General features: G+C 63.1%; 16 protein-coding genes. 8 read left to right on the top strand and 8 right to left on the bottom strand.

The window, feature by feature from the left end; all coding sequences use genetic code 11:
• Positions 1 to 45 precede the first annotated feature (45 nt).
• The 4 genes from amrB to BLR25_RS12965 are packed head-to-tail and all read left to right on the top strand — an operon-like array spanning position 46 to position 3161.
• Positions 46 to 867: an AmmeMemoRadiSam system protein B gene (gene amrB, locus BLR25_RS12980; RefSeq protein WP_091938301.1), complete on the top strand. Its 822-nt coding sequence runs from the start codon at positions 46 to 48 to the stop codon at positions 865 to 867.
• Positions 857 to 1405, top strand: a complete 549-nt coding sequence (gene amrA, locus BLR25_RS12975) for an AmmeMemoRadiSam system protein A (protein WP_091938299.1) — start codon at positions 857 to 859, stop codon at positions 1403 to 1405. Before amrB ends, amrA begins: the two co-directional genes overlap by 11 nt.
• On the top strand, positions 1402 to 2502 hold the full coding sequence (gene amrS, locus BLR25_RS12970) for an AmmeMemoRadiSam system radical SAM enzyme (protein WP_091938297.1): 1101 nt from the start codon (positions 1402 to 1404) through the stop codon (positions 2500 to 2502). The genes amrA and amrS overlap by 4 nt, the downstream gene beginning before the upstream one ends.
• Positions 2499 to 3161 carry a hypothetical protein gene (locus BLR25_RS12965; RefSeq protein WP_091938296.1) on the top strand — a complete coding sequence of 221 codons (663 nt, stop codon included), beginning with the start codon at positions 2499 to 2501 and terminating at the stop codon, positions 3159 to 3161. The genes amrS and BLR25_RS12965 overlap by 4 nt, the downstream gene beginning before the upstream one ends.
• Here the strand turns inward: BLR25_RS12965 and BLR25_RS12960 are convergent.
• Complete coding sequence (locus BLR25_RS12960) at positions 3158 to 4033, bottom strand: LysR family transcriptional regulator (protein WP_218122735.1); 876 nt, start codon at positions 4031 to 4033, stop codon at positions 3158 to 3160. The two genes, BLR25_RS12965 and BLR25_RS12960, sit on opposite strands and share 4 nt — an antisense overlap.
• A 205-nt stretch (positions 4034 to 4238) precedes the next feature.
• Between BLR25_RS12960 and BLR25_RS12955 the strand changes: the two genes are divergently transcribed.
• On the top strand, positions 4239 to 5108 hold the full coding sequence (locus BLR25_RS12955; RefSeq protein ID WP_091938292.1) for a DMT family transporter: 870 nt from the start codon (positions 4239 to 4241) through the stop codon (positions 5106 to 5108).
• 4 nt (positions 5109 to 5112) lie between these two features.
• Here BLR25_RS12955 and BLR25_RS12950 read toward each other — a convergent pair whose 3' ends face one another.
• The 7 genes from BLR25_RS12950 to BLR25_RS12920 form a co-directional block, all read right to left on the bottom strand.
• On the bottom strand, positions 5113 to 7158 hold the full coding sequence (locus BLR25_RS12950) for a hybrid sensor histidine kinase/response regulator (protein WP_091938290.1): 2046 nt from the start codon (positions 7156 to 7158) through the stop codon (positions 5113 to 5115).
• Positions 7159 to 7265: 107 nt separating this feature from the next.
• Complete coding sequence (locus BLR25_RS12945) at positions 7266 to 8060, bottom strand: SDR family NAD(P)-dependent oxidoreductase (protein WP_091938289.1); 795 nt, start codon at positions 8058 to 8060, stop codon at positions 7266 to 7268.
• A gap of 27 nt (positions 8061 to 8087) precedes the next feature.
• Entirely contained in the window at positions 8088 to 8405 is a 318-nt protein-coding gene (locus BLR25_RS12940; protein ID WP_091938287.1) for a hypothetical protein, read from the bottom strand.
• A 294-nt stretch (positions 8406 to 8699) separates the two neighbouring features.
• Positions 8700 to 9944 (bottom strand): thiolase C-terminal domain-containing protein, encoded by a 1245-nt coding sequence (locus tag BLR25_RS12935; protein ID WP_091938275.1) that lies wholly within the window; start codon positions 9942 to 9944, stop codon positions 8700 to 8702.
• 115 nt (positions 9945 to 10059) lie between these two features.
• Complete coding sequence (locus BLR25_RS12930) at positions 10060 to 11469, bottom strand: GntP family permease (RefSeq protein WP_091938273.1); 1410 nt, start codon at positions 11467 to 11469, stop codon at positions 10060 to 10062.
• 78 nt (positions 11470 to 11547) lie between these two features.
• Positions 11548 to 13173, bottom strand: a complete 1626-nt coding sequence (locus BLR25_RS12925) for an acyl CoA:acetate/3-ketoacid CoA transferase (protein ID WP_091938271.1) — start codon at positions 13171 to 13173, stop codon at positions 11548 to 11550.
• A 270-nt stretch (positions 13174 to 13443) separates the two neighbouring features.
• Positions 13444 to 14931, bottom strand: coding sequence for a sigma-54 interaction domain-containing protein (locus BLR25_RS12920; RefSeq protein ID WP_091938269.1), 1488 nt, complete (start codon positions 14929 to 14931; stop codon positions 13444 to 13446).
• Positions 14932 to 15127: 196 nt separating this feature from the next.
• Between BLR25_RS12920 and mfd the strand changes: the two genes are divergently transcribed.
• Genes mfd through BLR25_RS12905 form a run of 3 tightly spaced genes read left to right on the top strand, consistent with a single transcriptional unit; the run spans position 15128 to position 20955 of the window.
• Positions 15128 to 18595, top strand: coding sequence for a transcription-repair coupling factor (mfd, locus tag BLR25_RS12915; protein ID WP_091938267.1), 3468 nt, complete (start codon positions 15128 to 15130; stop codon positions 18593 to 18595).
• Positions 18592 to 19695: a 3-deoxy-7-phosphoheptulonate synthase gene (locus BLR25_RS12910; protein ID WP_091938266.1), complete on the top strand. Its 1104-nt coding sequence runs from the start codon at positions 18592 to 18594 to the stop codon at positions 19693 to 19695. Before mfd ends, BLR25_RS12910 begins: the two co-directional genes overlap by 4 nt.
• A gap of 27 nt (positions 19696 to 19722) precedes the next feature.
• The gene (locus BLR25_RS12905) at positions 19723 to 20955 is read left to right on the top strand and encodes a DUF1015 domain-containing protein (protein ID WP_176785878.1); all 1233 of its coding nucleotides are present in this window, start codon (positions 19723 to 19725) and stop codon (positions 20953 to 20955) included.
• The last annotated feature ends 25 nt before the right edge of the window (positions 20956 to 20980 follow it).

Genomic DNA, 20980 nt, shown 5'->3' with positions numbered 1-20980 from the left:
ATTGGCGGCACCCGGCCCATAATGGGGTTAGACGAGGAGACCACTATGTACACACGCGTGCGCCCCGCGGCCGTCGCTGGCGCCTTTTATCCCGACAAACCATCGACGCTCGAAGAACAGCTGAGAAAACTCCTGGAAGGCGCCCCGCGCTTTCCCCTCGCCGCGCCCAAGGCGATCATCGTCCCGCATGCCGGCTACATCTATTCCGGCCCGGTCGCGGCGAGCATTTACGCGCCTCTGCGCCGACGCAGCAGCACGATCCGGCGCGTCGTCCTGCTTGGCCCGACGCATCGTGTCGCCATCGACGGCCTCGCCGTCCCCTCATGCGAGGCCTTCGCAACACCATTAGGCGAGGTCCCCGTCGACCTGGAGGCGATCGCCGCGCTCGCCGACCTGCCGCAAGTTCGCACCAACGACGCGGCGCATGCGCAGGAACACGCGCTCGAAGTGCAGCTTCCCTTCCTGATCGAAACGCTCGAACGCTTTACGCTCGTCCCGCTCGCCGTCGGACGCGCCAGCCCGGAGGACGTCGCGGCAGTGATCGAACGTTTGTGGGGCGGCGACGAGACGCTGATCGTCGTCAGTTCGGACCTCTCGCACTACCTGCCGTATGAAAGCGCCTGGTCGATCGACGGGCAGACGGCGCAAGCCATCGTCGCCCTCGAAGCGAACCTGACGCCGCACCAGGCCTGCGGCGCCGCTCCCATCAACGGCCTGCTCGAAGTCGCCCGGCGGCGCGGCCTGCACGTCCGCATGATCGACCTGCGCAACTCCGGCGATACCGCCGGCGACAAGTCACGCGTCGTCGGTTATGGCGCATTCGCCTTCTTCGACGCCGCGCCGGAGTCCCCGCGCCATGAGCACTGACGCATTGGGTACCAGCCTGCTGTGCCTCGCGCGCAATGCGATCGGGGAGCGCTTCTCGCTGCCGCCCAGCCCGGTGACGCCGCAGCCGGAACACCGCCAGCGGGCCGCGACCTTCGTCACCCTGACGCAGCACGGCGACTTGCGCGGCTGCATCGGCAGCCTCGAAGCGCACCGTCCGCTCGCCGAAGACGTCAGCGAAAACGCCCTCGCGGCGGCTTTTCGCGACCCGCGCTTCGCGCCGCTCCGGGCCGAGGAATTCGAGCACACGCACGTTGAAGTCTCGCTGCTGACACCGGCGACGCCGCTACAATTCAGCGACGAGGACGACGCGCTGCGTCAGTTGCAACCGGGTCGCGACGGCATCGTCCTGCAACACGGACGCCGCCGCGCCACCTTTCTGCCGCAGGTTTGGGAATCCCTGCCGGCACCGGACCTGTTTCTCCGGCAACTCAAACGCAAGGCCGGTCTGCCTGAGGATTTCTGGGATTCCGACATCGCGTTGTTCCGCTATCACGTGCGCAAATGGAAAGAAGCATGAGCCCGCCCGAATCGAACCATCCGGCCCGTTGGTGGCATGCGCTGCCGCACGAAGAAGGCAAACCGGCACGCATCCAGTGCGACCTGTGTCCACGCGATTGCCGTTTGCAGGAAGACCAGCGCGGCGCCTGTTTCGTGCGCCGTAACGTCGGCGGCCAGATGCAGCTGACGACCTACGGCCGTTCGTCCGGCTTCTGCATTGATCCGATCGAAAAGAAGCCGCTCAATCACTTCTTTCCCGGCTCGTCGGTGCTGTCCTTCGGCACCGCCGGATGCAACCTGAACTGCAAGTTCTGCCAGAACTGGGACATTTCAAAATCGCGCGACACCGACCGGCTGACCGATGCCGCCGGTCCCGACGGCATTGCCGCCGCCGCTGCGGCCTATGGCGCGCAATCGGTCGCTTTCACCTACAACGACCCAGTCATCTTCGCCGAATATGCCATCGACACGGCCCGCGCCTGCCACCGCCGCAACATCCGCACCGTCGCCGTCACCGCCGGCTACATGCACGCCGAACCGGCGCGCGAATTCTATGCGGTGATGGATGCCGCCAATGTCGACCTCAAGGCGTTTTCGGAGGATTTTTATACCCGTCTCTGCGGCGGCCATCTGCAACCGGTGCTCGATCTTCTCTGCTACATCCGCCACGAAACCAACTGCTGGCTCGAGATCACGACACTGCTCATTCCCGGCCAGAACGACTCGATCAAGGAAATCTCTGCCCTGTCATCCTGGGTAGCGGATACGCTGGGGCCGGAGGTGCCGCTGCACTTCACCGCCTTCCACCCCGACTGGCATCTGCAGGATCTGCCGCGCACGCCGCCATCGACCCTGAGCCGCGCGCGCCGCATCGCGATGGACGCCGGCTTGCACTACGTCTATACCGGCAACGTCCACGACAGCGAAGGCGGCACGACATTTTGCCCGACCTGCCACGCCGCGCTGATCGAGCGAGACTGGCACGACATCCGCCACTGCGATCTCCCGCGCGACGGACGCTGTCCGCACTGCCTGACCGAGATCGCAGGCCGTTTCGGCACCTTTGGCAAACCCTTCGGCGCCCAGCGCTTGCCCATCCGGATCGCCCGGCGATGAGCGACGACAGCCCCGGCATTCCGACACTGGCGCTGATCGTTCCCGGCGAACACGGCGCCTTGCACGGCAGTCTTTCCCTGCTGCCCGACGCGCCGGGACTCGTCGTCCTTGTCCACGCCGGGCCACCGGAGGACAACGCCAACGGCGCCTTCACCGACCTGCTGCGGCAAAGCGGCCTCTCCACCCTCAACGCCGACCTGATTGCCGCCACCGAGGAACACTATCCGGACCTGCATCACAACATCCCGCAGCTCGCCCGTCGCCTCCTTCTCTTTCTCGACCAGATCCGCCATCGCATGCAAATGGGCGAGATTCCGGTGCAGCCGCTGGCGCTCCACGCCGACGAAGACACCGCGCCGGTCATCGTCCGGATCGCCTCGCAGCGAGACCACGACATTGCCGCGCTCGTCTGTCGCGGCGGACTCGTCGATCTGGCCGGCGTCGTGTACCTGCGCACGCTGGCCTCGCCCTTGCTGCTCCTCCATGACCTTGGCGACGACCGACGCATCGCGGCCAACCGGCGTGCGCTGCGGGAAGTGCGTTGTCATGCGGAATTGCGGGTCATCGCCGATGCTGACGCGCGGAAAACGGACACCGCCAACCGGCTGGCGGCACAATGGATTCGCCGTTTCCTCCCACCCCCGGCACAAGCGCACTAGACCGATTCTTCGGCGCGAAAAACGCTCACCAACCAGCGACAGAAAGCGCGCGCCACCTCGGGCTGCTGCGAACGTGGATTGACCCAGGCCGAATACTGCGCGGCACCGCGGACGGGGGGCATGCCGGCATCGCAAAGCTGCCCCTGACGCAAGGCCTCGGCCACCAGCAGGCGCGGCGCGACGAGGTAGCCCATGCCGCCGATCGCCGCCGACACGGCAAGGAAATAGTGTTCGAAGCTCGCACCGACGCTAACGACCGAAGCATCGAGACCTTGTGCATTGACCCAATCGACGAGCACCTCGGGCCGCGATCTCGCCGAGATGAAGGACCATCCGGCAATCCCGGACGCCGCACAGCGGGCATGCACGGCCGGCGCAGCGACGCAGACCAGGGTTTCCTGCGCCAGCTGCCAGTGCGACTCGTCGGCCAAAGCCAGATCGCGCGTCAGCAGCACGTCGAACGCGTCTTCCGGCGCCGGTGGCGACAGCGAGGTCACCAGATCGACGCTCACCGGCGGTTGCTGCACGAAGCGCGGCAAGGCCGGAATCAGCACGGTCATGGCGACCGTCGGCAGCGAGGTCCTCACGACGAGCCGGCATCCGGGCACGTTGGCGCGCAGCTGCCGCGTCGACAACTCGACGCTCGCCATCGCCTCGCGCACGGCTTCGAAATACTGGCGTCCGGCATCCGTCAGGCGGAGCGACGCGCCCATGCGGTCAAACAGGCGACGCCCGAGATAACGTTCGAGCACGCCGACGTGGTGGCTGACGCCGCTCTGCGTCATGCCCAAGGCCGCGGCGGCTCGACTGAAATTCTGCGCCCGCGCCGCCTCGACGAAAACGCGGATCGAATTGAGCGGTGACAGCGTCATTCCGGGACAATCATCAGTTTTACTCATCGTGGCAACAGTATCACTTATCACCCCGGGTGACTCAATCGGTACTTAAGCGGATCATGGCAGCCATGACGGCCCGCGCTCGCGCCGTCCGACATCCGCCTCGGAGAACCTGCCGCATGCCCATCCGCCTTCACGCCCAACTGCCAGACGCCCCCGAACCCTTGCACGGAATCCGCTCATGAGCCTTGGCGCGCTTGCTCTCGTCCTCTTCGGCGCACTCTGCCACGCCACCTGGAACATCGTCGCCAAGAAGTCCGGCGGCGGCCTGCCCTTTGTCTGGCTCTTCGGCATGGTCAGCGTCATCGCCGCCATTCCTGTCGCCGCCTGGGCATGGCTGACGCACCCGCAACAGTTCGACACGCTGATGTGGGCGGCAGCACTCGGCAGCGGACTGATCCATGTGCTGTACTCGCTGATCCTGCAGCAAGGCTATCGCGTCGCCGATTTTGCCGTCGTCTATCCGGTCGCGCGCGGCTCCGGGCCGATGCTCACGGTGCTGCTCTCGGTGCTCCTGCTCGGCGAAAGACCGAGCCTCCTCGGCACCGCTGCCATCGCCGCCATTCTCGCGGGCGTCTTCATTTCGGCCGGCGGCACCGGACTCTTTTCCGGCAACACGTCCAGCCGTCGTCATCTTGGGGTGTCCTGGGGCCTGCTGACGGGTCTCTTCATCGCTGCCTATACGCTGCTCGACGGTTGGGCCATCCGCTCGCTCGGCATGACGCCGATCCTGTTCTATGCCGTCGGACTGGCCTTCCGCTCACTCCTGCTCGCCCCGTTCGCGCTACGCCAACCGGCGCGCCTGGCCGAGCAGTGGCGTTTGCACCGGCGCGCCATCCTGATCGTCGGCATTCTCTCGCCGCTCGCTTACCTGCTCGTATTATTCGCCCTGCAACTCGCGCCGCTCAGCTATGTCGCGCCGGTGCGTGAAATCTCGATGCTGCTCGGCACCTTCGTCGGCGCACGCCGGCTTCAGGAAGCGCTGAAGCCGTCACAGTACGTCGGTGCGATCGTCATGCTGCTCGGCGTCCTCGGCCTCGGCTACGCCTGAACGATTACGCCTCTGCCGCCCGGGCGCTGTTATCGAGCCACTCAAGCAGCGCCAGGAACAACTGCGCCGGATCGAAGGGTTTGCTGAGAAAGCCGTCGATGCCAACGTCACGGCAACGCTCCCGATCCTCGGTAAACACGTTGGCGGTCATCGCCAGGATCGGCGTCGTTGCATAGTCGGGGATCTCGCGCAAACGCCGGGCAACCTCCAGGCCGCCGACATGCGGCATCTGCAGATCGGTGACGAACAGGTCGAAGCGCCCTTCTGTCGCCTTGGCCAGCCCCTGCAAGCCGTCTGCGGCCGTATCGACGAGCAGCCCGGTCGCCTCGGCGAGGATCCTGACGATATCGAGATTGACCGGATCATCGTCGATGAAGAGCACCCGGCGTCCACCGTGGCGCTGACGCAGCAAGGCCTCGGCTTCCTTGCCGATCTCCTCCATCGACAAGACCACTTCGGGCATCTGCCGTTTCGGCAGGCGGGCGGTAAACCAGAAAGTGCTGCCCTTGCCCGGCACGCTCACCCCGCCGGCTTCGCCCTGCATCATGGTTGCCAGCTTGCGCGTAATCGCGAGACCCAGACCGGTCCCCCCGTACTTGCGCGTCGTCGAATTGTCGGCCTGCGTGAACGAATCGAACAAACGCGCCAGCACGGCCGGCTCGATCCCGATCCCCTCGTCGCTGACCTCGAAGCGGACCATGACCGAATCGTCCCGCTCGTCCTCCTTGATCGCACGCAAGGTCACCGTACCGCCAGTGGAAAACTTGATGGCATTGCCGGCATAGTTGAGCAATGCCTGCTGCAGGCGAATGCGATCGCCAAACAGGTTATCCGGGAACACATCCTCCTCGACATGCAAGGCAATGCCTTTGGCGCTGGCGCGCTCCATCAATATCGTCACGGCATTACCGACGAGGTCGCGGATGGAAACATGACTCTCGTCGAGAACGAGCTTGCCGGCCTCGATCTTTGAAATATCGAGCACGCTGTCCACAATCCCCAGCAAATGCTCGGCGGCAACATCGACCCGGTCGAGATGCGCCGCCTGGCTTGCCGACACACCTTCCCGCCGCATCAGTTTCGACAGCCCGAGAATGGCGTTCATCGGCGTTCGAATTTCGTGACTGATGTTCGCCAGAAACGCGCTCTTGGCCATATTGGCGGCCTCTGCCGCTTCTTGTCCCTCGCGCTGGATGCGCTGGACTTCGGTGACATCGACGCAGATCACGATCAGCGCCGGCCGCCCATGGTAAAGATCGCCGAACGAAACCATCACCTCGGCCGGGAAGATCCGTCCATCCGGACGCAACAGACGCGTCAGGTAATGCGCATTATGCGTTTCGCCGCTCATATGCCGGCGATATCGCTCGGCAACCTGCACGCGTTCGTCGGGAGCGACCATGTCGAGCAAGGACCGTCCGATGACGACATTGGCTGAGCAACCGAGCATCTCCAGTCCTTTGGCACTGATATCGATGATGCGGCCATCCTGAACACGGCATATGCCAAAAGGAACAATCGGATTATTGACGATCGAATCGGCGGTGCGCAGCCGCTCGTAAAAGCGATACAGACGGGAAATCTCTTCGGCGGCGCGATCAAAGAAGGCCACGGTCTCCGGCCCATACACATACCCCGGCGTGTACGACTCCATGCACATGACGCCAAACGCATGGTCCCCCGAGATCATTGGGACGGCATAGCGCGCAAGTACCGGATTGCAGGGCAACGCGAGATCGTCGGCGGGAACGTCGGCACGCCACAGGCGCCCGCGACGATGCTTCAACACCCAGTCGAAAATGCTGAACTTGGCCATGAACGGCCTGTTCTCTGGACAAGGGTAAGCTTGCTCGGCCTTGAAGTAGACAAAATTGAGCCAGTCCACGGCGGGATCATGCAACACGATGACAAACGCTTCGACGCTATGCGGCGGCAATGCCAGACGCAACTGCTCATGGATGGCTTCGTGCAGGACGTGCGGCGACGGCGCGGAATCAATCAGCGCCAGCAGATTACTGACAAAACGATAAAGGCGTTGGTCATCGTCCATGTAGGACAATATAGTATGGATTCGCCGCCACCGCTCATGGATTTATTACATGTCATAAAAAAGGCCAGTGCATGCACTGGCCAAGGTAGTCCAAACGACTCGACTGATTATTTAGCGATGCCACCCGGATAGCAGAGGCCACCGGTGATTTCCATCGTCGTGGCGTTGATGGCCTCGTTTTCGACAGCATGTCCAATCAGGCGGGCAATTTCGATCGGCTCGACCAGACGTCCGAGATGCACATCCTTGAGCAGTGCCTGCAGCGCATCCTGATTCATCCCGGCGACCATCGGCGTCGCCGTGTAGCCCGGGGCGATGGCGATGCAGCGGATGTTGCGGATACCGCGCATGAGGAACTCGCCGACGACGATCTTCGGCAACAGCGCATCGGCGACCTTGGCCGAGGAGTAATTGAGCTGGCCGACCTGGCCCGCCTTGTTCACCGACGAAATCGCCACCAGCAGTCCCTTCCAGCCGCCATTGACCATGGCTTCGGCGCCATCGCGGATGGTCAGGAAGGTCCCGGTCAGGTTGGTATCGATCACCGGCTGCCACTTGTCCAGACCCATCTTGCGCGAAACCTTGCCGGTTTCCTTGTCGAGCGCCAGCATCGTGCCGTCGCGGATGATGCCGGCGCAGGACACGACGATATTGACCTGGCCGAAAGCCTCGATGGCCGCCTGGTAGAAGCGCGCCGTATCGGCCTCGCTGGTGACGTTGGCCTGGACGCCGATGACCTCGCCGCCCATGCCCTTGATCTCGGCGACGACGCGGTCGATGTTGGCCTGGGCCATATCGACGATGACGACCTTGGCGCCGTTGCTGACGAAATACTTGGCGACGGCTTCGCCAATCCCGTTTCCGCCGCCGGTGATGACGGCTACGCTACCTTTTATTTCCATGATGTTGTCCTCGTTGAGAAAAAAAGCTCAAAGCGTTTTTGGACAAGACGCGCTGTCCTTGTTCCAGTAAATGAAGTTCGGATGCCCGACGTCCGGACCGACGATGATGATGTCACCCACTCTCTGCGGGTGCCCGACATCGGGGCCGATCGAGCGGATGCCGACCGGGTTGATGACGCGGACGAGCGCACGCGCCCGGGCTTCGACGTCTTTCTCGGCGACGCCGACAAGAACGCCGGCCGCGACAACCGCCGTCTTCCCGTCGCCGCGTGTGCAGACGATGTCCCAAGCATTTCCCGCCGCCTCGACCGAATACGCCAGATCGTTATAGCTAAAGGTTTTCATGCATGCCTCCTCAGGGTGTGTTCTCAATTAAGCGTTGGTTGCGCAAGGGTCTGGCGAGGCGCAGCGCTAGGCGGCGGATGCGCCGCATGGCCATCCATGCAAGCCTCCGCCAACAACGCGATGCGCCTCGCCAGACCCTTGCCCTTCGGGTTGCCCCAGCGCCGGTCGTCTGCGGCGTTGCGCCTCTTGCGAAGGGAACGACCCTTCGCTGCGACGCGCGCCTTGCAGCCGCTCCAGCGCCGGGCGCAACGCAATCCAGCGGTTAATTGAGAACACACCCTGGTCACGGCGGGCCTATTTCGGCGCCTTGAGCACGGTCACGCAATTGGTGACCGACGAACCGCCGACGTTGAAGACGACGCCGACGTCAGCTTTCTTGGCGGCAACACCGATCGGCTCGCCGATCAACTGCTTGTACGCCAGCGCATGCATCGACGCGCCCGTCGCCCCGACCGGATGCCCCTTGGATTTCAACCCGCCGGACAGATTGACGGCAACGCGATCGTCGCGCGTAAAGCGCCCGTCGAGATAGTCGTAGCCGCCGCGACCGTCCGCCGAGAGGCCGAGCGCCTCGGTCGACAGGATCATGTTGATCGTGAAGCAGTCATGCACCTCGGCGAAATCGACGTCAGCCGCCGTGATGCCGGCCTCGCGATAGGCCTTGGCGACGGCATCCTTGCCGGCCATCAGTTCGTGCATGTTCGGACGCACGTTCTCGGGCAAGCGCTCGATCGAATGACCGATCCCGGCGACTTCGACGGCACGCGTCTTGTTGACGACCTTCGAGGTCGACGTAATGACCAGCGCGGCAGCACCGTCGGTCACCAGCGAACAGTCGTGCAAGCGCAGCGGCGGCGCGATCATCACATTCTTGCATTTGCCGTTGGCATCGGGCGTGGTCAGCGTCCGGATCGCATCGAGCGATGCCGGACCGTTTCTCACATGCGCCAGCGGATTCTCGGCGCCATTCTTGTAGCATAGTGCGCCAGCCGTCCACAGCATGTTCTCGAGGGTTTCGTTCGAGAAGCCGTAGTGCTTCTGGTAGCCCTTGGCATACGCGGCAAACAGCATCGGGAACGACCAGCCCTTCGAGCCTTCGGTCGGCCAGTGCGAACTGCAGGCCAGCACATGCGTCATCTGCGGGGTCGGCAGGAGATTCATCTTCTCGACGCCGATCACCAGCACGTTGCGGTAACGGCCGGATTCGATGGCGTAAATACCATCGTAAAACGCCACCGACGACGAGGCGCAGGCACACTCGCAACGAGTCATCGGCTTGAAGCGCAGGGCGGGATCGATTTCCGCCGCCAGCGGCGCCACATGTTCCTGATTGATGAAGGTTCCGGGCGAACACGATCCGACATAGACCGCGTCGATATCAGCCGGATCGAGGCCGGCATCCCTGATCGCGCCGCGACCGGCTTCGACCAGCAAATCGTAATAACTCTTGGTATCCGTAATCAGACCGGTCACCTTGTCCTTTTTGACAAAGGCGCCGAACTCGGTGTTGTACGCACCGATGATGCTCACTCTGGACATGATGGATTCCTTCTGCGACGTAAAGCGGACGTGAATCGGGCAAGAACGCCGGATCACGGCTTGACGCCCGATCCCGATGTCGCCATCGGGACCAGGAGTCATTTGGCATGACGGATCAGACGAGTCCGGTCATGTAGTAGACCGCGATCACGACGAAGACCGCGAAAGTCTTGATGCAGGTAATGGCGAAGATATCCTTGTAGGACACGCGGTGCGTCAGACCGGTCACCATCAGCAGCGTGATGACGGCGCCGTTATGCGGCAGCGTATCCATACCGCCCGAGGCCATCGACGCAACGCGGTGGAAGACTTCGAGCGGAATGCCCGCCGCTTGCGCGCTCTGGATGAAGGTATCGGCCATTGCCGCCAGCGCGATGCCCATGCCGCCCGATGCCGAACCGGTAATACCGGCCAGCGACGTCACCGTGATCGCCTCATTGACGAGCGGATTCGGGATCGCAGCCAGACCGTTGGCAACCACGATGAAGCCCGGCAGAGCGGCGATGATCGAACCGAAGCCGTACTCGGACGCGGTGTTCATCGATGCCAGCAGCGCACCGGCGATCGCCGACTTGGAACCTTCCGAGAACTTCTCCATCACCGTACGGCCGGCGAACAGGAAGACGATCAGGATGCCGACCAGCAAGGCACCTTCGACCGCCCACAACGCGGCGACACCCTTCACCGACTGGACGACTGGCGCGGCGGCCTTGCCGACGGCGGCGGGCACGAACTGAACCTTGTCGCCATAGAACAACGGGATCATCTTGGTGAAGACATAGTTCATGACGCCAACCATGATCAGCGGCGAGATGGCGAGCAACGGATTGGCCAGCTTCTCATGCTCGAAGGCAGCCGGCTCATTGACGAGTTCCACGCCTTTCATGGCATAGCCTTCGCCAGCCTGAGCGGCGACGCGACGACGCCACTCGAGGTAGGACAGGCCCACCACCAGGATGAAGATCGCACCGATCGTCCCGAGGATCGGGGCGGCATAGATGTCGGTCTTGAAGAACGTGGTCGGGATGATGTTCTGGATCTGCGGCGTCCCCGGCAGCGAATCCATCGTGAAGGTAAACGAACCGAGAGCAATCGTGCCAGGAATCAGGCGCTTCGGAATGTCGCTCTGGCGGAACAGTTCGGCGGCGAACGGATAGACCGCGAACACGACCACGAACAGCGAAACGCCGAAATACGTCAGCAACGCGCAGACGACGACGATCGACAGGATCGCCCGCTCACGGCCGACGAAGTCGATGACGGCGGCAACGATCGCCTTGGAGAAGCCCGAAAGCTCGATCACCTTGCCGAACAGCGCGCCAAGCAGGAAGACCGGGAAGTAGTTCTGCACGAAAACCACCATTTTCGGCATGAACAAACCGGTAAACATCGGCGCCACCATCCCGGGATCTGTCAGCAACACCGCACCCAACGCCGCAACCGGCGCGAAGAGGATGACGCTGTAGCCCCGATAGGCCACGAACATCAAGAAACACAATGATGCCAATACGATTAGAAAATTCATTTGTTACCCTCCGTTGGTATTTCAGTCGATTGGACTGCCTTTGCTACACCTATGCCTCACGGCATTTTTTTGATTGCTTTATTGTTTGGCCAGGATGTCCGGACGCAGATTCATCGGCTCGTCGCGGAAAATGCGGGCATCCATGATCTTGAGTTTCGGGCTGATCGCCGGCCGGAATTCCATCAGCGACAAGATGTCCTTGTCGAGATCGACCCCCGGTGCAATTTCGATCAGTTCCAGCCCACCTTCGACGAGGCGGAAGACGCAGCGCTCGGTGATGTAGAGCACGGTCTGGCCATTCTTCGATGCATATTCGCCGCTGAAGGTACGGTGCTCGACTTCGGAAACGAACTTGATCGTCTCGCCTTCGGTCAGGATCTTGAGCGCGCCATTGTCGACGGTGACGTCGAGCTTGCCGGCGGTGAAAGTGCCGACGAACACCACCTTCTTGGCGGTCTGGCTGATATTGATGAAGCCACCGGCACCGGCAAGGCGCGGACCGAATTTACTGACGTTCAGGTTGCCGTGCTGGTCGGCCTGGGCAAGCCCGAGGAAGGTGACATCGAGACCGCCGCCGTCATAAAAATCGAACTGATACGGCTGATCGAGAATCGCCATGGCATTGCTCGCGGCGCCGAAGCTCAGGCCACCGGCCGGAATGCCGCCAACGACGCCCGGTTCTGCAGTCAGCGTCATCAGATCGACGACACCCTCTTCGGCGGCAACGCTCGACACACCTTCCGGCATGCCAATACCGAGATTGACGATGCTGTCAGGCTGCAATTCCATGGCCGCGCGCCGGGCGATGATCTTGCGCTCGGACAGTTCCATCGTCGGAATCGATGACATCGGCACACGAGTCTCGCCCGAATAGCCGGCGTTGTATTGCTCGGCGAACGTCTGCATGTGGTATTCGGGTTTCTCGGCGACGACGACATAATCGACGAGAATGCCGGGAATCTTCACCAGCCGCGGATTCAGCGAGCCGCGCTCGGCGATGCGTTCGACCTGGACGATGACGATGCCGCCGGAATTATGCGCAGCGGTCGCGATCGACAGGACCTCCAGCGTCAGCGCTTCCTTCTCCATCGTCACGTTGCCGTCGGGATCGGCGGTCGTGCCGCGAATGATGCCGACATTGACCGGGAAGGCCTTGTAGAAGAGATATTCCTTGCCGTCGATGACCTGCAGTTCGACGACATCCTTCTTGGTCACCGAATTGATCTTGCCGCCGCCATGGCGCGGATCGACGAAGGTGCCGAGACCGATGCGCGACAACTGGCCCGGCTTGCCCGCGCCGATGTCGCGGAACAGCTGGGAAATCACGCCTTGCGGCAAATTGTAGGCTTCGATCTTGTCGGTCACGGCGAGCTTCTGCAGCTTCGGCGCCAGTCCCCAGTGGCCGCCGATGACGCGCCCGACCAAGCCTTCATGCCCGAGGTGGTTGAGGCCCCGCTCCTTGCCGTCGCCCTGACCGGCCGCATAGGTGAGCGTCAGGTTGCGCGGACTGCCGGCGGGCGATTCCGGATCGTTGCCGAGGAAACGCTGTTCGATCGCCACAGCGATGTTTTCGGCAAAACCGATGCCAACGAATCCCCCGGTCGCCAGAGTATCCCCATCCTTGATATGACGAACGGCCTCGGCGGCGGAAACGACCTTGCTGCACTTGCACTGACACTTGCCCTGCTGGCTGCTTTGCGACATAGCGATCCTCCTGGTTTATGACACACATCGGCGGGTATTACCCGTCGTGCAAGCCTGATTGACCCGCGCCGATCGTCGTTACCGGCACAGTTTTATTGTTGCAGGAGAGCTAGCAGGGAACATGCCAGGCATTGGAACGCCTGGGTTTATGTCTTTCCACGCAAGAATGAAGTCATTCCAAATCAACAATTCGCAAAATCGAGACGCATAAAAAAACACACGTCATATGCAAATCAATGACTTAGCAATATTCTCAAAAACGGGACGGTCTCAAATATGAGAATCAAAACCGAGCGCACGCAGTTTCCGGTACATCGTGGCACGGCCCAAGCCCAGCAGTCGGGCCGCCGCATCGACGCGGTTTCCGGTCGCCGCCAGCGCATTCGCCAGCAAGCGCCGCTCGAACTCGGCGAACTCGACGTCATACGAGCGCACCTCGCCCTCGGGCGTGTCCGAAAGCGCGCTGCCGCCGCCTGACGCGTCCAGTACATGCATCGAATTCCCCGGGAATGGCAGGCGAACGCGGTCGGACGGGAGAATATCGACGAGATCCACGGCCCCGATGCGGATCTTGTCCGACATCATCACGGCCTTTTCCAGCACGTTCTGCAATTCCCGCACATTGCCGCGCCAGGCGCAGCCGCGCAGCTTCTCGATCGCGTCGGTCGTCAGTTCGCGGTGGGGCAAACCGGTCCGTTGCTCAATCTGCTCCAGGATGCCTTCGCATAGCGCCTCGATGTCGGCCATGCGTTCGCGCAAGGGCGGCACGCGGATCGACAACACATTGAGCCGGTAAAAAAGATCTTCGCGGAAACGCCCCTCGGAGACGCGGCGCTGTAAATCGACGCTCGTCGCGGCGATGATGCGCACGTCAATCTTGACGACGCGGTTCGACCCGACCGGCTCGAACTCCTGCTCCTGCAGCACGCGCAACAGCTTCGACTGGAGCAGCAAGGGCATGTCGCCGATTTCGTCGAGAAAGAGTGTGCCACCGTCGGCCAGGCGAAACTTACCATCGCGCCCCTTCTTCTCGGCGCCCGTATACGCGCCCGGCGCGACGCCGAAGAACTCCGTCTCAAGCAAGGCATCCGGGATGGCGGCGACGTTGATGCCGACGAAGGGTTTGCCACCGCGCGCCGAAGCGCCATGGATGGCATGCGCCAGCAACTCCTTGCCGGTGCCGGTCTCGCCCAGCAGCAGCACCGTCGCATCGTGCTGTGCGGCGCGCCGTGCCTGCCGCTTGACCTCCATGCACACCGGGCTCGAACCGATGAAATTGGAAAAGGTATATTTCGGCCGGCGGTTTTCCGCCAGCGACTTCTGCGCCGCGGCAATCTCCTGCTGCATCCCTTCGAATTTGGCGAATAGTGGCTTGAGCGACTGCACCTTGTCGAACAGCGCGAAACCGGCGGCGCCGATCACTTCACCGCGGTCGTTCTTGAGCGGAATCCGCGTCACCACGAAGGTCGCGCCCGGCGTCTCCATGATATCGAGCAGAATCGGCTGTCCGGTGGTCACCACCGAACGCATCAGGCTGTTGTGGATCACTTCCTCGACGGGTTTGCCGATCGCCTCGGCCGCCGACTTCGCGCCCAAGCGCGTCGCATAACGCTCGTTGATCCAGACAATGCGCGCATCGCGATCGACAATGACCGTTCCCTCGCACAAGGTATCGAAGCTCTCGAACAGCGACTGCATCGAGAGACGCCGGATCTTCTCCGGATTAAGCAGAATACTTGAGGCTCCTGACGACGCCATTGACAATCCTTCCCCTGTTTTTTTTGGGAATGATACGGCCAATAGGACAATTGCCAAACCCCCCGGCAGCGTGACACCCCGTCGGGCACCGCCCGAACAGCTGCGTCGCTGCATCTCCGGAGCGATCGGCTATAATCCCGAACCCGGCACCTTGTTGCCATAACGCCACTGCCCTACGCCGTACGCGGTTCATTTCGTGCCACAGCCATCCACTGACCGACCGACCGGACTGCCGCAAGCCTCGCTCCCGGCAATCAAACCCGGCGAACGCCGACAAATCCCGCCGTTTGCCGGCTCCGCCGACGCCCTGCTGATCACGCAACGCGCCCGCCAAAGCGACAAGCACAGCCTGATCGCAGTGCTGACCGCCAGTGCCGGCGATGCGCAACGCCTGCTCGACGAAATCCCCTGGTTCGCGCCCGACCTGCGCGTGCGCATGCTGCCCGACTGGGAAACGCTGCCCTACGACAGTTTCTCGCCACACCACGATCTCATCTCCGAACGCCTGGCGACGCTCTACAGCGTCATGCGCCACGAATGCGACATCCTGCTCGTTCCGGCCACGACGGCGGCCTACCGCCTCGCCCCGCCGGCCTATCTGGCCGCCTATACCTTCTTCCTGAAGCAGGGCGAGAAACTCGACGCCGAGACGTTCAAGGGACAACTGACGCTGGCCGGCTATTCGCATGTCTCGAACGTCGTCTCCCCCGGCGAATACTCGATTCGCGGCGGTTTGATCGACCTCTACCCGATGGGATCGGTGCTACCGTTCCGGATCGACCTTTTCGACGACGAAATCGACAGCATCAAGACCTTCGACGTCGACACGCAACGTACGCTCTACCCGGTCCCCGACATCCGCCTGCTGCCGGCACGCGAATTCCCGCTCGACGACAAGGGACGTGCCCGCTTCCGGCAACGTTTCCGCGAAGTGTTCGAAGGCGATCCAGCCCGCGCGCGCATCTACAAGGACGTCACCAACGGCATCGCACCGGCCGGCATCGAATACTGGCTGCCGCTCTTCTTCGACGAAACGGCAACGCTCTTCGATTACCTGCCGGAACACACGACCCTCTGCCTGCATAACGACGTCCCGGCCGCGCTGCGCGATTTCTGGCGTGACGCCCAGTCGCGCTACACCATGCTTTCCGGCGAAGTGGCGCGCCCGCTGTTGCCGCCGGCCGACATCTTCCTCTCCGAAGATGCCTTCTTCATCGCCGCCAAGCCCTACGCCCGGCTCGACCTCCGCCGGCAGCCGCCCGGCGTGGCCGAAGGCGAAACGCGGCCGATCCCCGCGGTTGCTGTCGACCGGCGCGCCGACGACCCGCTGACGGCGCTCAAGAACTTCATCGCCGGGTTTTCCGGCAGAATCCTGCTTCTCGCCGAAAGTGCCGGGCGCCGCGAAACACTCGCCGGTCTGCTCAATGAATACGGCATCCGCCCGGCCCCCTGCACCGACCTCGGCGGATTCCTCGCCGGAGAAGCCCGCCTCGCGCTCGGCGTCGCGCCGCTGCACGAAGGTTTCGGCCTCGACGCCCTCGCCTTTGTCACCGAAGCCGAGCTCTACGCCGGCACACCGAACCGGCGCGCCCGCCACGGCGCCCAGCGCAAGGCATCGCTCGACAACTGGCTGCGCGACCTGACCGAGCTCAAGGTCGGCGACCCGGTCGTCCATGAACAACACGGCATCGCCCGCTATCAAGGCCTGATCCACATGGACCTCGGCGAAGGCGAGATGGAGTTCCTCGAACTCCACTACGCCAACGACGCCAAGCTCTACGTCCCCGTTTCGCAGTTGCACGTCATCTCGCGCTATTCGGGCAGCGACCCCGAAGCGGCGCCGCTGCACGCGCTCGGATCGCAGCAATGGGAAAAGGCCAAAAAGAAGGCGGCGCTCCAGGCGCGCGACACGGCGGCCGAACTGCTGGCACTCTACGCCCGTCGCGCGGCACGGCAAGGCCACGCTTTCGAGTTCACCACCCACGACTACGAGGCCTTTGCCGACGGCTTCGGCTTCGAAGAGACGCCCGACCAGGCGGCAGCGATTGAAGCCGTCATCCAGGACATGAAATCCGGCAAGCCGATGGACCGCCTCGTCTGCGGCGACGTCGGTTTCGGCAAGACCGAGGTCGCCCTGCGCGCCGCCTTCTGCGCGGTGGCCGGCGGCAAGCAGGTGGCGGTACTCTGCCCGACGACCCTGCTGTGCGAACAGCATTTCCAGACCTTCAGCGACCGCTTCGCCGACTGGCCGGTCAAGATCGCCGAACTCTCGCGCTTCAAGACGGCCAAGGAATCGAACCAGGCAATCAAGGAACTGGCCGAAGGCAGGGTAGATATTGTCATCGGCACGCACAAGCTGCTGCAAAAAGACGTGCAGTTCAGCCGGCTGGGACTCGTCATCATCGACGAGGAACACCGTTTCGGCGTGCGCCAGAAGGAAAGCCTCAAGGCCTTACGCGCCGAAGTCGACGTACTGACGCTGACGGCGACGCCGATTCCGCGCACCCTGGGAATGTCGCTCGAAGGCCTGCGCGACTTCTCGGTCATCGCCACTGCGCCGCAGAAACGGCTGGCGATCAAGACCTTCGTCTCGCGCTATTCGGACGGCATCGTCCGCGAAGCGCTGCTGCGCGAATTCAAGCGCGGCGGGCAGGTCTACTTCCTGCACAACGAAGTCGACACGATCGACAACATGCGCGAAAAGCTCGTCAAGCTTCTGCCCGAAGCACGCATCGTCGTCGGCCATGGACAGATGAACGAGCGCGAACTTGAACGCGTCATGCGCGACTTCACCGGGCAACGCGCCAACCTGCTCCTGTGCACAACGATCATCGAAACCGGCATCGACAACCCGCACGCCAACACCATCGTCATCAACCGGGCCGACAAGTTCGGCCTGGCGCAGCTGCACCAGTTGCGCGGCCGCGTCGGACGCTCGCACCACCAGGCCTACGCCTACCTGCTCACGCACGGCGACGCCGACGGCACGACGGGACTCACCAAGCAGGCCAAGCAGCGGCTCGAAGCGATCCAGATGATGGACGAACTCGGCGCCGGCTTCTACCTGGCCATGCACGATCTCGAAATCCGCGGCGCCGGCGAGATCCTCGGCGAAAATCAGTCGGGCGAGATGCAGGAAGTCGGCTTCAATCTCTACACGGAAATGCTCAACCGCGCCGTCTCGGCGCTGCGCCAGGGCAAGGAACCCGACCTCGCCGAACCGCTCGGCATCACCACCGAAATCAACCTGCATACGCCGGCGCTGCTGCCCGACGACTACGCCCCCGATGTGCACGAGCGGCTGACGCTCTACAAGCGGCTCGCCAACTGCACGACGCTCGACGACATCACGGCGATGCAGGAAGAGCTCGTCGACCGTTTCGGCGAACTGCCGCCACAGGCGCGTTCTCTGCTCGAAAGCCACAGGCTGCGGCTGATGTGCAAACCGCTCGGCATCGTCAAACTCGACGCGACGAGCGAACAGATCGTCGTGCAATTCGAGGTCAATCCGCCGATCGAACCGATCCGCATCATCGCCCTGATCCAGAAAGACCGGAACTATCGGCTGGCCGGACAGGATAAACTGTCGCTGAAACGGCACTGCCCGACCCTGGTCGACCGCGTCGCCGCCATCAAGGACCTCTTCAAGCAACTGAAACCATGAGCCATCCCGACAAAACCAACCTCGCCACGCCCGACATCGAAAACGTCAACATCGTCGATTTCGATCCGATGCCCTCGCCCGAGGAAATCCACGCCCGCGTGCCGCTGTCAGCACAGGCTTCGCGCACGGTGATGCAAGGCCGCGAAGCGCTGCGCAACATCCTCGACCGCAAGGACCACCGCCTGTTCATCGTCGTCGGCCCCTGCTCGATCCACGACCCGGTCGCCGGCCTCGACTATGCCCGCCGGCTGAAAGCGCTCGGCGACGAACTCGGCGACACGCTGTTGCCGATCATGCGCGTCTATTTCGAAAAACCGCGCACGACGACCGGCTGGAAAGGCTACATCAACGATCCGGACATGGACGACTCGTTCCACATCGGCAAGGGCATGGAAAACGCCCGCGCTTTCCTGCGCGACGTTGCCGAACTCGGCTTGCCGGCGGCCACCGAGGCGCTCGACCCGATCTCGCCGCAATACCTCGGCGACCTCATCGCCTGGACGGCAATCGGCGCCCGCACGACCGAATCGCAGACGCACCGCGAAATGTCATCGGGATTATCGACGCCGGTCGGCTTCAAGAACGGCACCAACGGAGACGTCGGCATCGCCGTCAACGCCATTCTCTCTGCATCGCGCCCGCACAGCTTCCTCGGCATCAACGGCGAAGGCAAGACCGCCGTCGTGCGCACCAGCGGCAATCCCTACGGACACCTCGTCCTGCGCGGCGGCGACGGCCGCCCGAACTATGACACCGTCAGCGTCCGCATCGCCGAACAGGCGCTGACCAAGGCCAAACTGCCGGCCAACATCGTCGTCGACTGCTCGCACGCCAACAGCTACAAGAACCACGAACTGCAGCCGCTCGTCATGGCCGACATCGTCAACCAGATCCGTTTCGGCAACCAGTCGCTGGTCGGCGTCATGATCGAATCGAACATCGTCGCCGGCAACCAACCGATTCCCAACGACCTGGCATCGCTCAAGTACGGCTGCTCGGTCACGGATGCCTGTGTCGATTGGGACACCACCGAAAAAATGCTGCGCGAGACGGCGGCGCAACTGCGTGACGTCTTGCCGAACAGAACCCGCCAATCCTGATCATTCCGATACTCCTGGAGACCCTTGATGCCAGCCCTGATTCGCCCCTTCACCGCCCTGCGCCCACGCCCGGAACACGCCGCCGCGGTCGCCGCACCGCCCTATGACGTGCTGTCGAGCGACGAAGCCCGCGCACGCGCTGCCGGCAAGCCGCACTCCTTCCTGCACATCTCGAAGGCCGAGATCGACCTGCCGCCTGAAGTCGATCACTACGCGCCCGAAGTCTATGCCAAATCGGCCGAGAACCTGCGCAAGCTGATCGATGACAACATCCTGATCCGCGAAGACAAGCCCTGCTACTACGCCTATCGCCTCGTCATGGGCGCGCACACTCAGACCGGCCTGATCGCCGCTGCATCGGTCGCCCACTACGACACCAACCGCATCCGCAAACACGAGTTCACGCGGCCGGACAAGGAAGACGACCGGGTCCGCCAGATCGAAGCGCTCAATGCCCAGACCGGCCCGGTGCTGCTCGCTCATCCCGACAGCGACGAAGCCGAGCGACTGGTGGCGGCTGCCACTGCCGGCACGCCGATCGCCGACCTGACCGCCGATGACGGCATCAAGCACACGCTCTGGCGGATCGACGACGAAGCCGTCATTGCGAGGATCTCCACCGTTGTCGACGCCATGCCGGCGCTCTACATCGCCGACGGCCATCACCGTTCCGCCGCTGCCTCGCGCGTCGCCGCCGCGCGTCGCGGCCAGGGCCGCCCCGATTCAGCCGAATACTTCCTGGCCGTGATCTTCCCTGCGCGGCAGATGCGCATCTTCGACTACAACCGCGTCGTGCGCGATCTCAACGGCCATACGGTCGAGAGCTTCCTCACCGCCGTTGCCGAACGCTGCACCGTCACGCCGGCCGAGGGTCGCGCCACGCCGCCGGCCACCGGCTGCTTCGGCCTGTATCTCGCAAAGCGCTGGTATCACCTGACGATCAAGCCCGAACTCGTGCCGACGCAGGACCCGGTACGCCGGCTCGACGTTTCGGTGCTGTCGGAACAGATTCTCGCCCCGGTGCTCGGCATCGCCGATCTGCGCCGCGACACGCGCATCGACTTCGTCGGCGGCATCCGCGGCCTGGGCGAGCTTGAAAAGCGCGTCGACAGCGGCGAGATGGCGGTTGCTTTCGCCATCTACCCGACGCAACTCGGCGAACTCATGTCGGTCGCCGATGCCGGCGAAGTCATGCCACCGAAATCGACCTGGTTCGAACCGAAACTCGCCGATGGACTTGCCTCGCACGTCCTCGACTGAATGACAGGTACTTATCGAGCCGACG

The sequence above is a fragment of the Propionivibrio dicarboxylicus genome (assembly GCF_900099695.1).
GTDB lineage: Bacteria > Pseudomonadota > Gammaproteobacteria > Burkholderiales > Rhodocyclaceae > Propionivibrio > Propionivibrio dicarboxylicus.
This window is presented reverse-complemented; position numbering and strand designations above follow the sequence as displayed.

Coding starts and splice junctions, on each gene's coding strand:
- BLR25_RS12935 (WP_091938275.1), bottom strand. CDS start 9,944: ATGTCCAGAGTGAGCATCATCGGTGCGTACAACACCGAGTTCGGCGCC.
- amrB (WP_091938301.1), top strand. CDS start 46: ATGTACACACGCGTGCGCCCCGCGGCCGTCGCTGGCGCCTTTTATCCC.
- BLR25_RS12960 (WP_218122735.1), bottom strand. CDS start 4,033: ATGACGCTGTCACCGCTCAATTCGATCCGCGTTTTCGTCGAGGCGGCG.
- BLR25_RS12920 (WP_091938269.1), bottom strand. CDS start 14,931: ATGGCGTCGTCAGGAGCCTCAAGTATTCTGCTTAATCCGGAGAAGATC.
- BLR25_RS12925 (WP_091938271.1), bottom strand. CDS start 13,173: ATGTCGCAAAGCAGCCAGCAGGGCAAGTGTCAGTGCAAGTGCAGCAAG.
- BLR25_RS12955 (WP_091938292.1), top strand. CDS start 4,239: ATGAGCCTTGGCGCGCTTGCTCTCGTCCTCTTCGGCGCACTCTGCCAC.
- BLR25_RS12940 (WP_091938287.1), bottom strand. CDS start 8,405: ATGAAAACCTTTAGCTATAACGATCTGGCGTATTCGGTCGAGGCGGCG.
- BLR25_RS12945 (WP_091938289.1), bottom strand. CDS start 8,060: ATGGAAATAAAAGGTAGCGTAGCCGTCATCACCGGCGGCGGAAACGGG.
- BLR25_RS12910 (WP_091938266.1), top strand. CDS start 18,592: ATGAGCCATCCCGACAAAACCAACCTCGCCACGCCCGACATCGAAAAC.
- BLR25_RS12930 (WP_091938273.1), bottom strand. CDS start 11,469: ATGAATTTTCTAATCGTATTGGCATCATTGTGTTTCTTGATGTTCGTG.
- BLR25_RS12905 (WP_176785878.1), top strand. CDS start 19,723: ATGCCAGCCCTGATTCGCCCCTTCACCGCCCTGCGCCCACGCCCGGAA.
- BLR25_RS12965 (WP_091938296.1), top strand. CDS start 2,499: ATGAGCGACGACAGCCCCGGCATTCCGACACTGGCGCTGATCGTTCCC.
- BLR25_RS12950 (WP_091938290.1), bottom strand. CDS start 7,158: ATGGACGATGACCAACGCCTTTATCGTTTTGTCAGTAATCTGCTGGCG.
- amrA (WP_091938299.1), top strand. CDS start 857: ATGAGCACTGACGCATTGGGTACCAGCCTGCTGTGCCTCGCGCGCAAT.
- amrS (WP_091938297.1), top strand. CDS start 1,402: ATGAGCCCGCCCGAATCGAACCATCCGGCCCGTTGGTGGCATGCGCTG.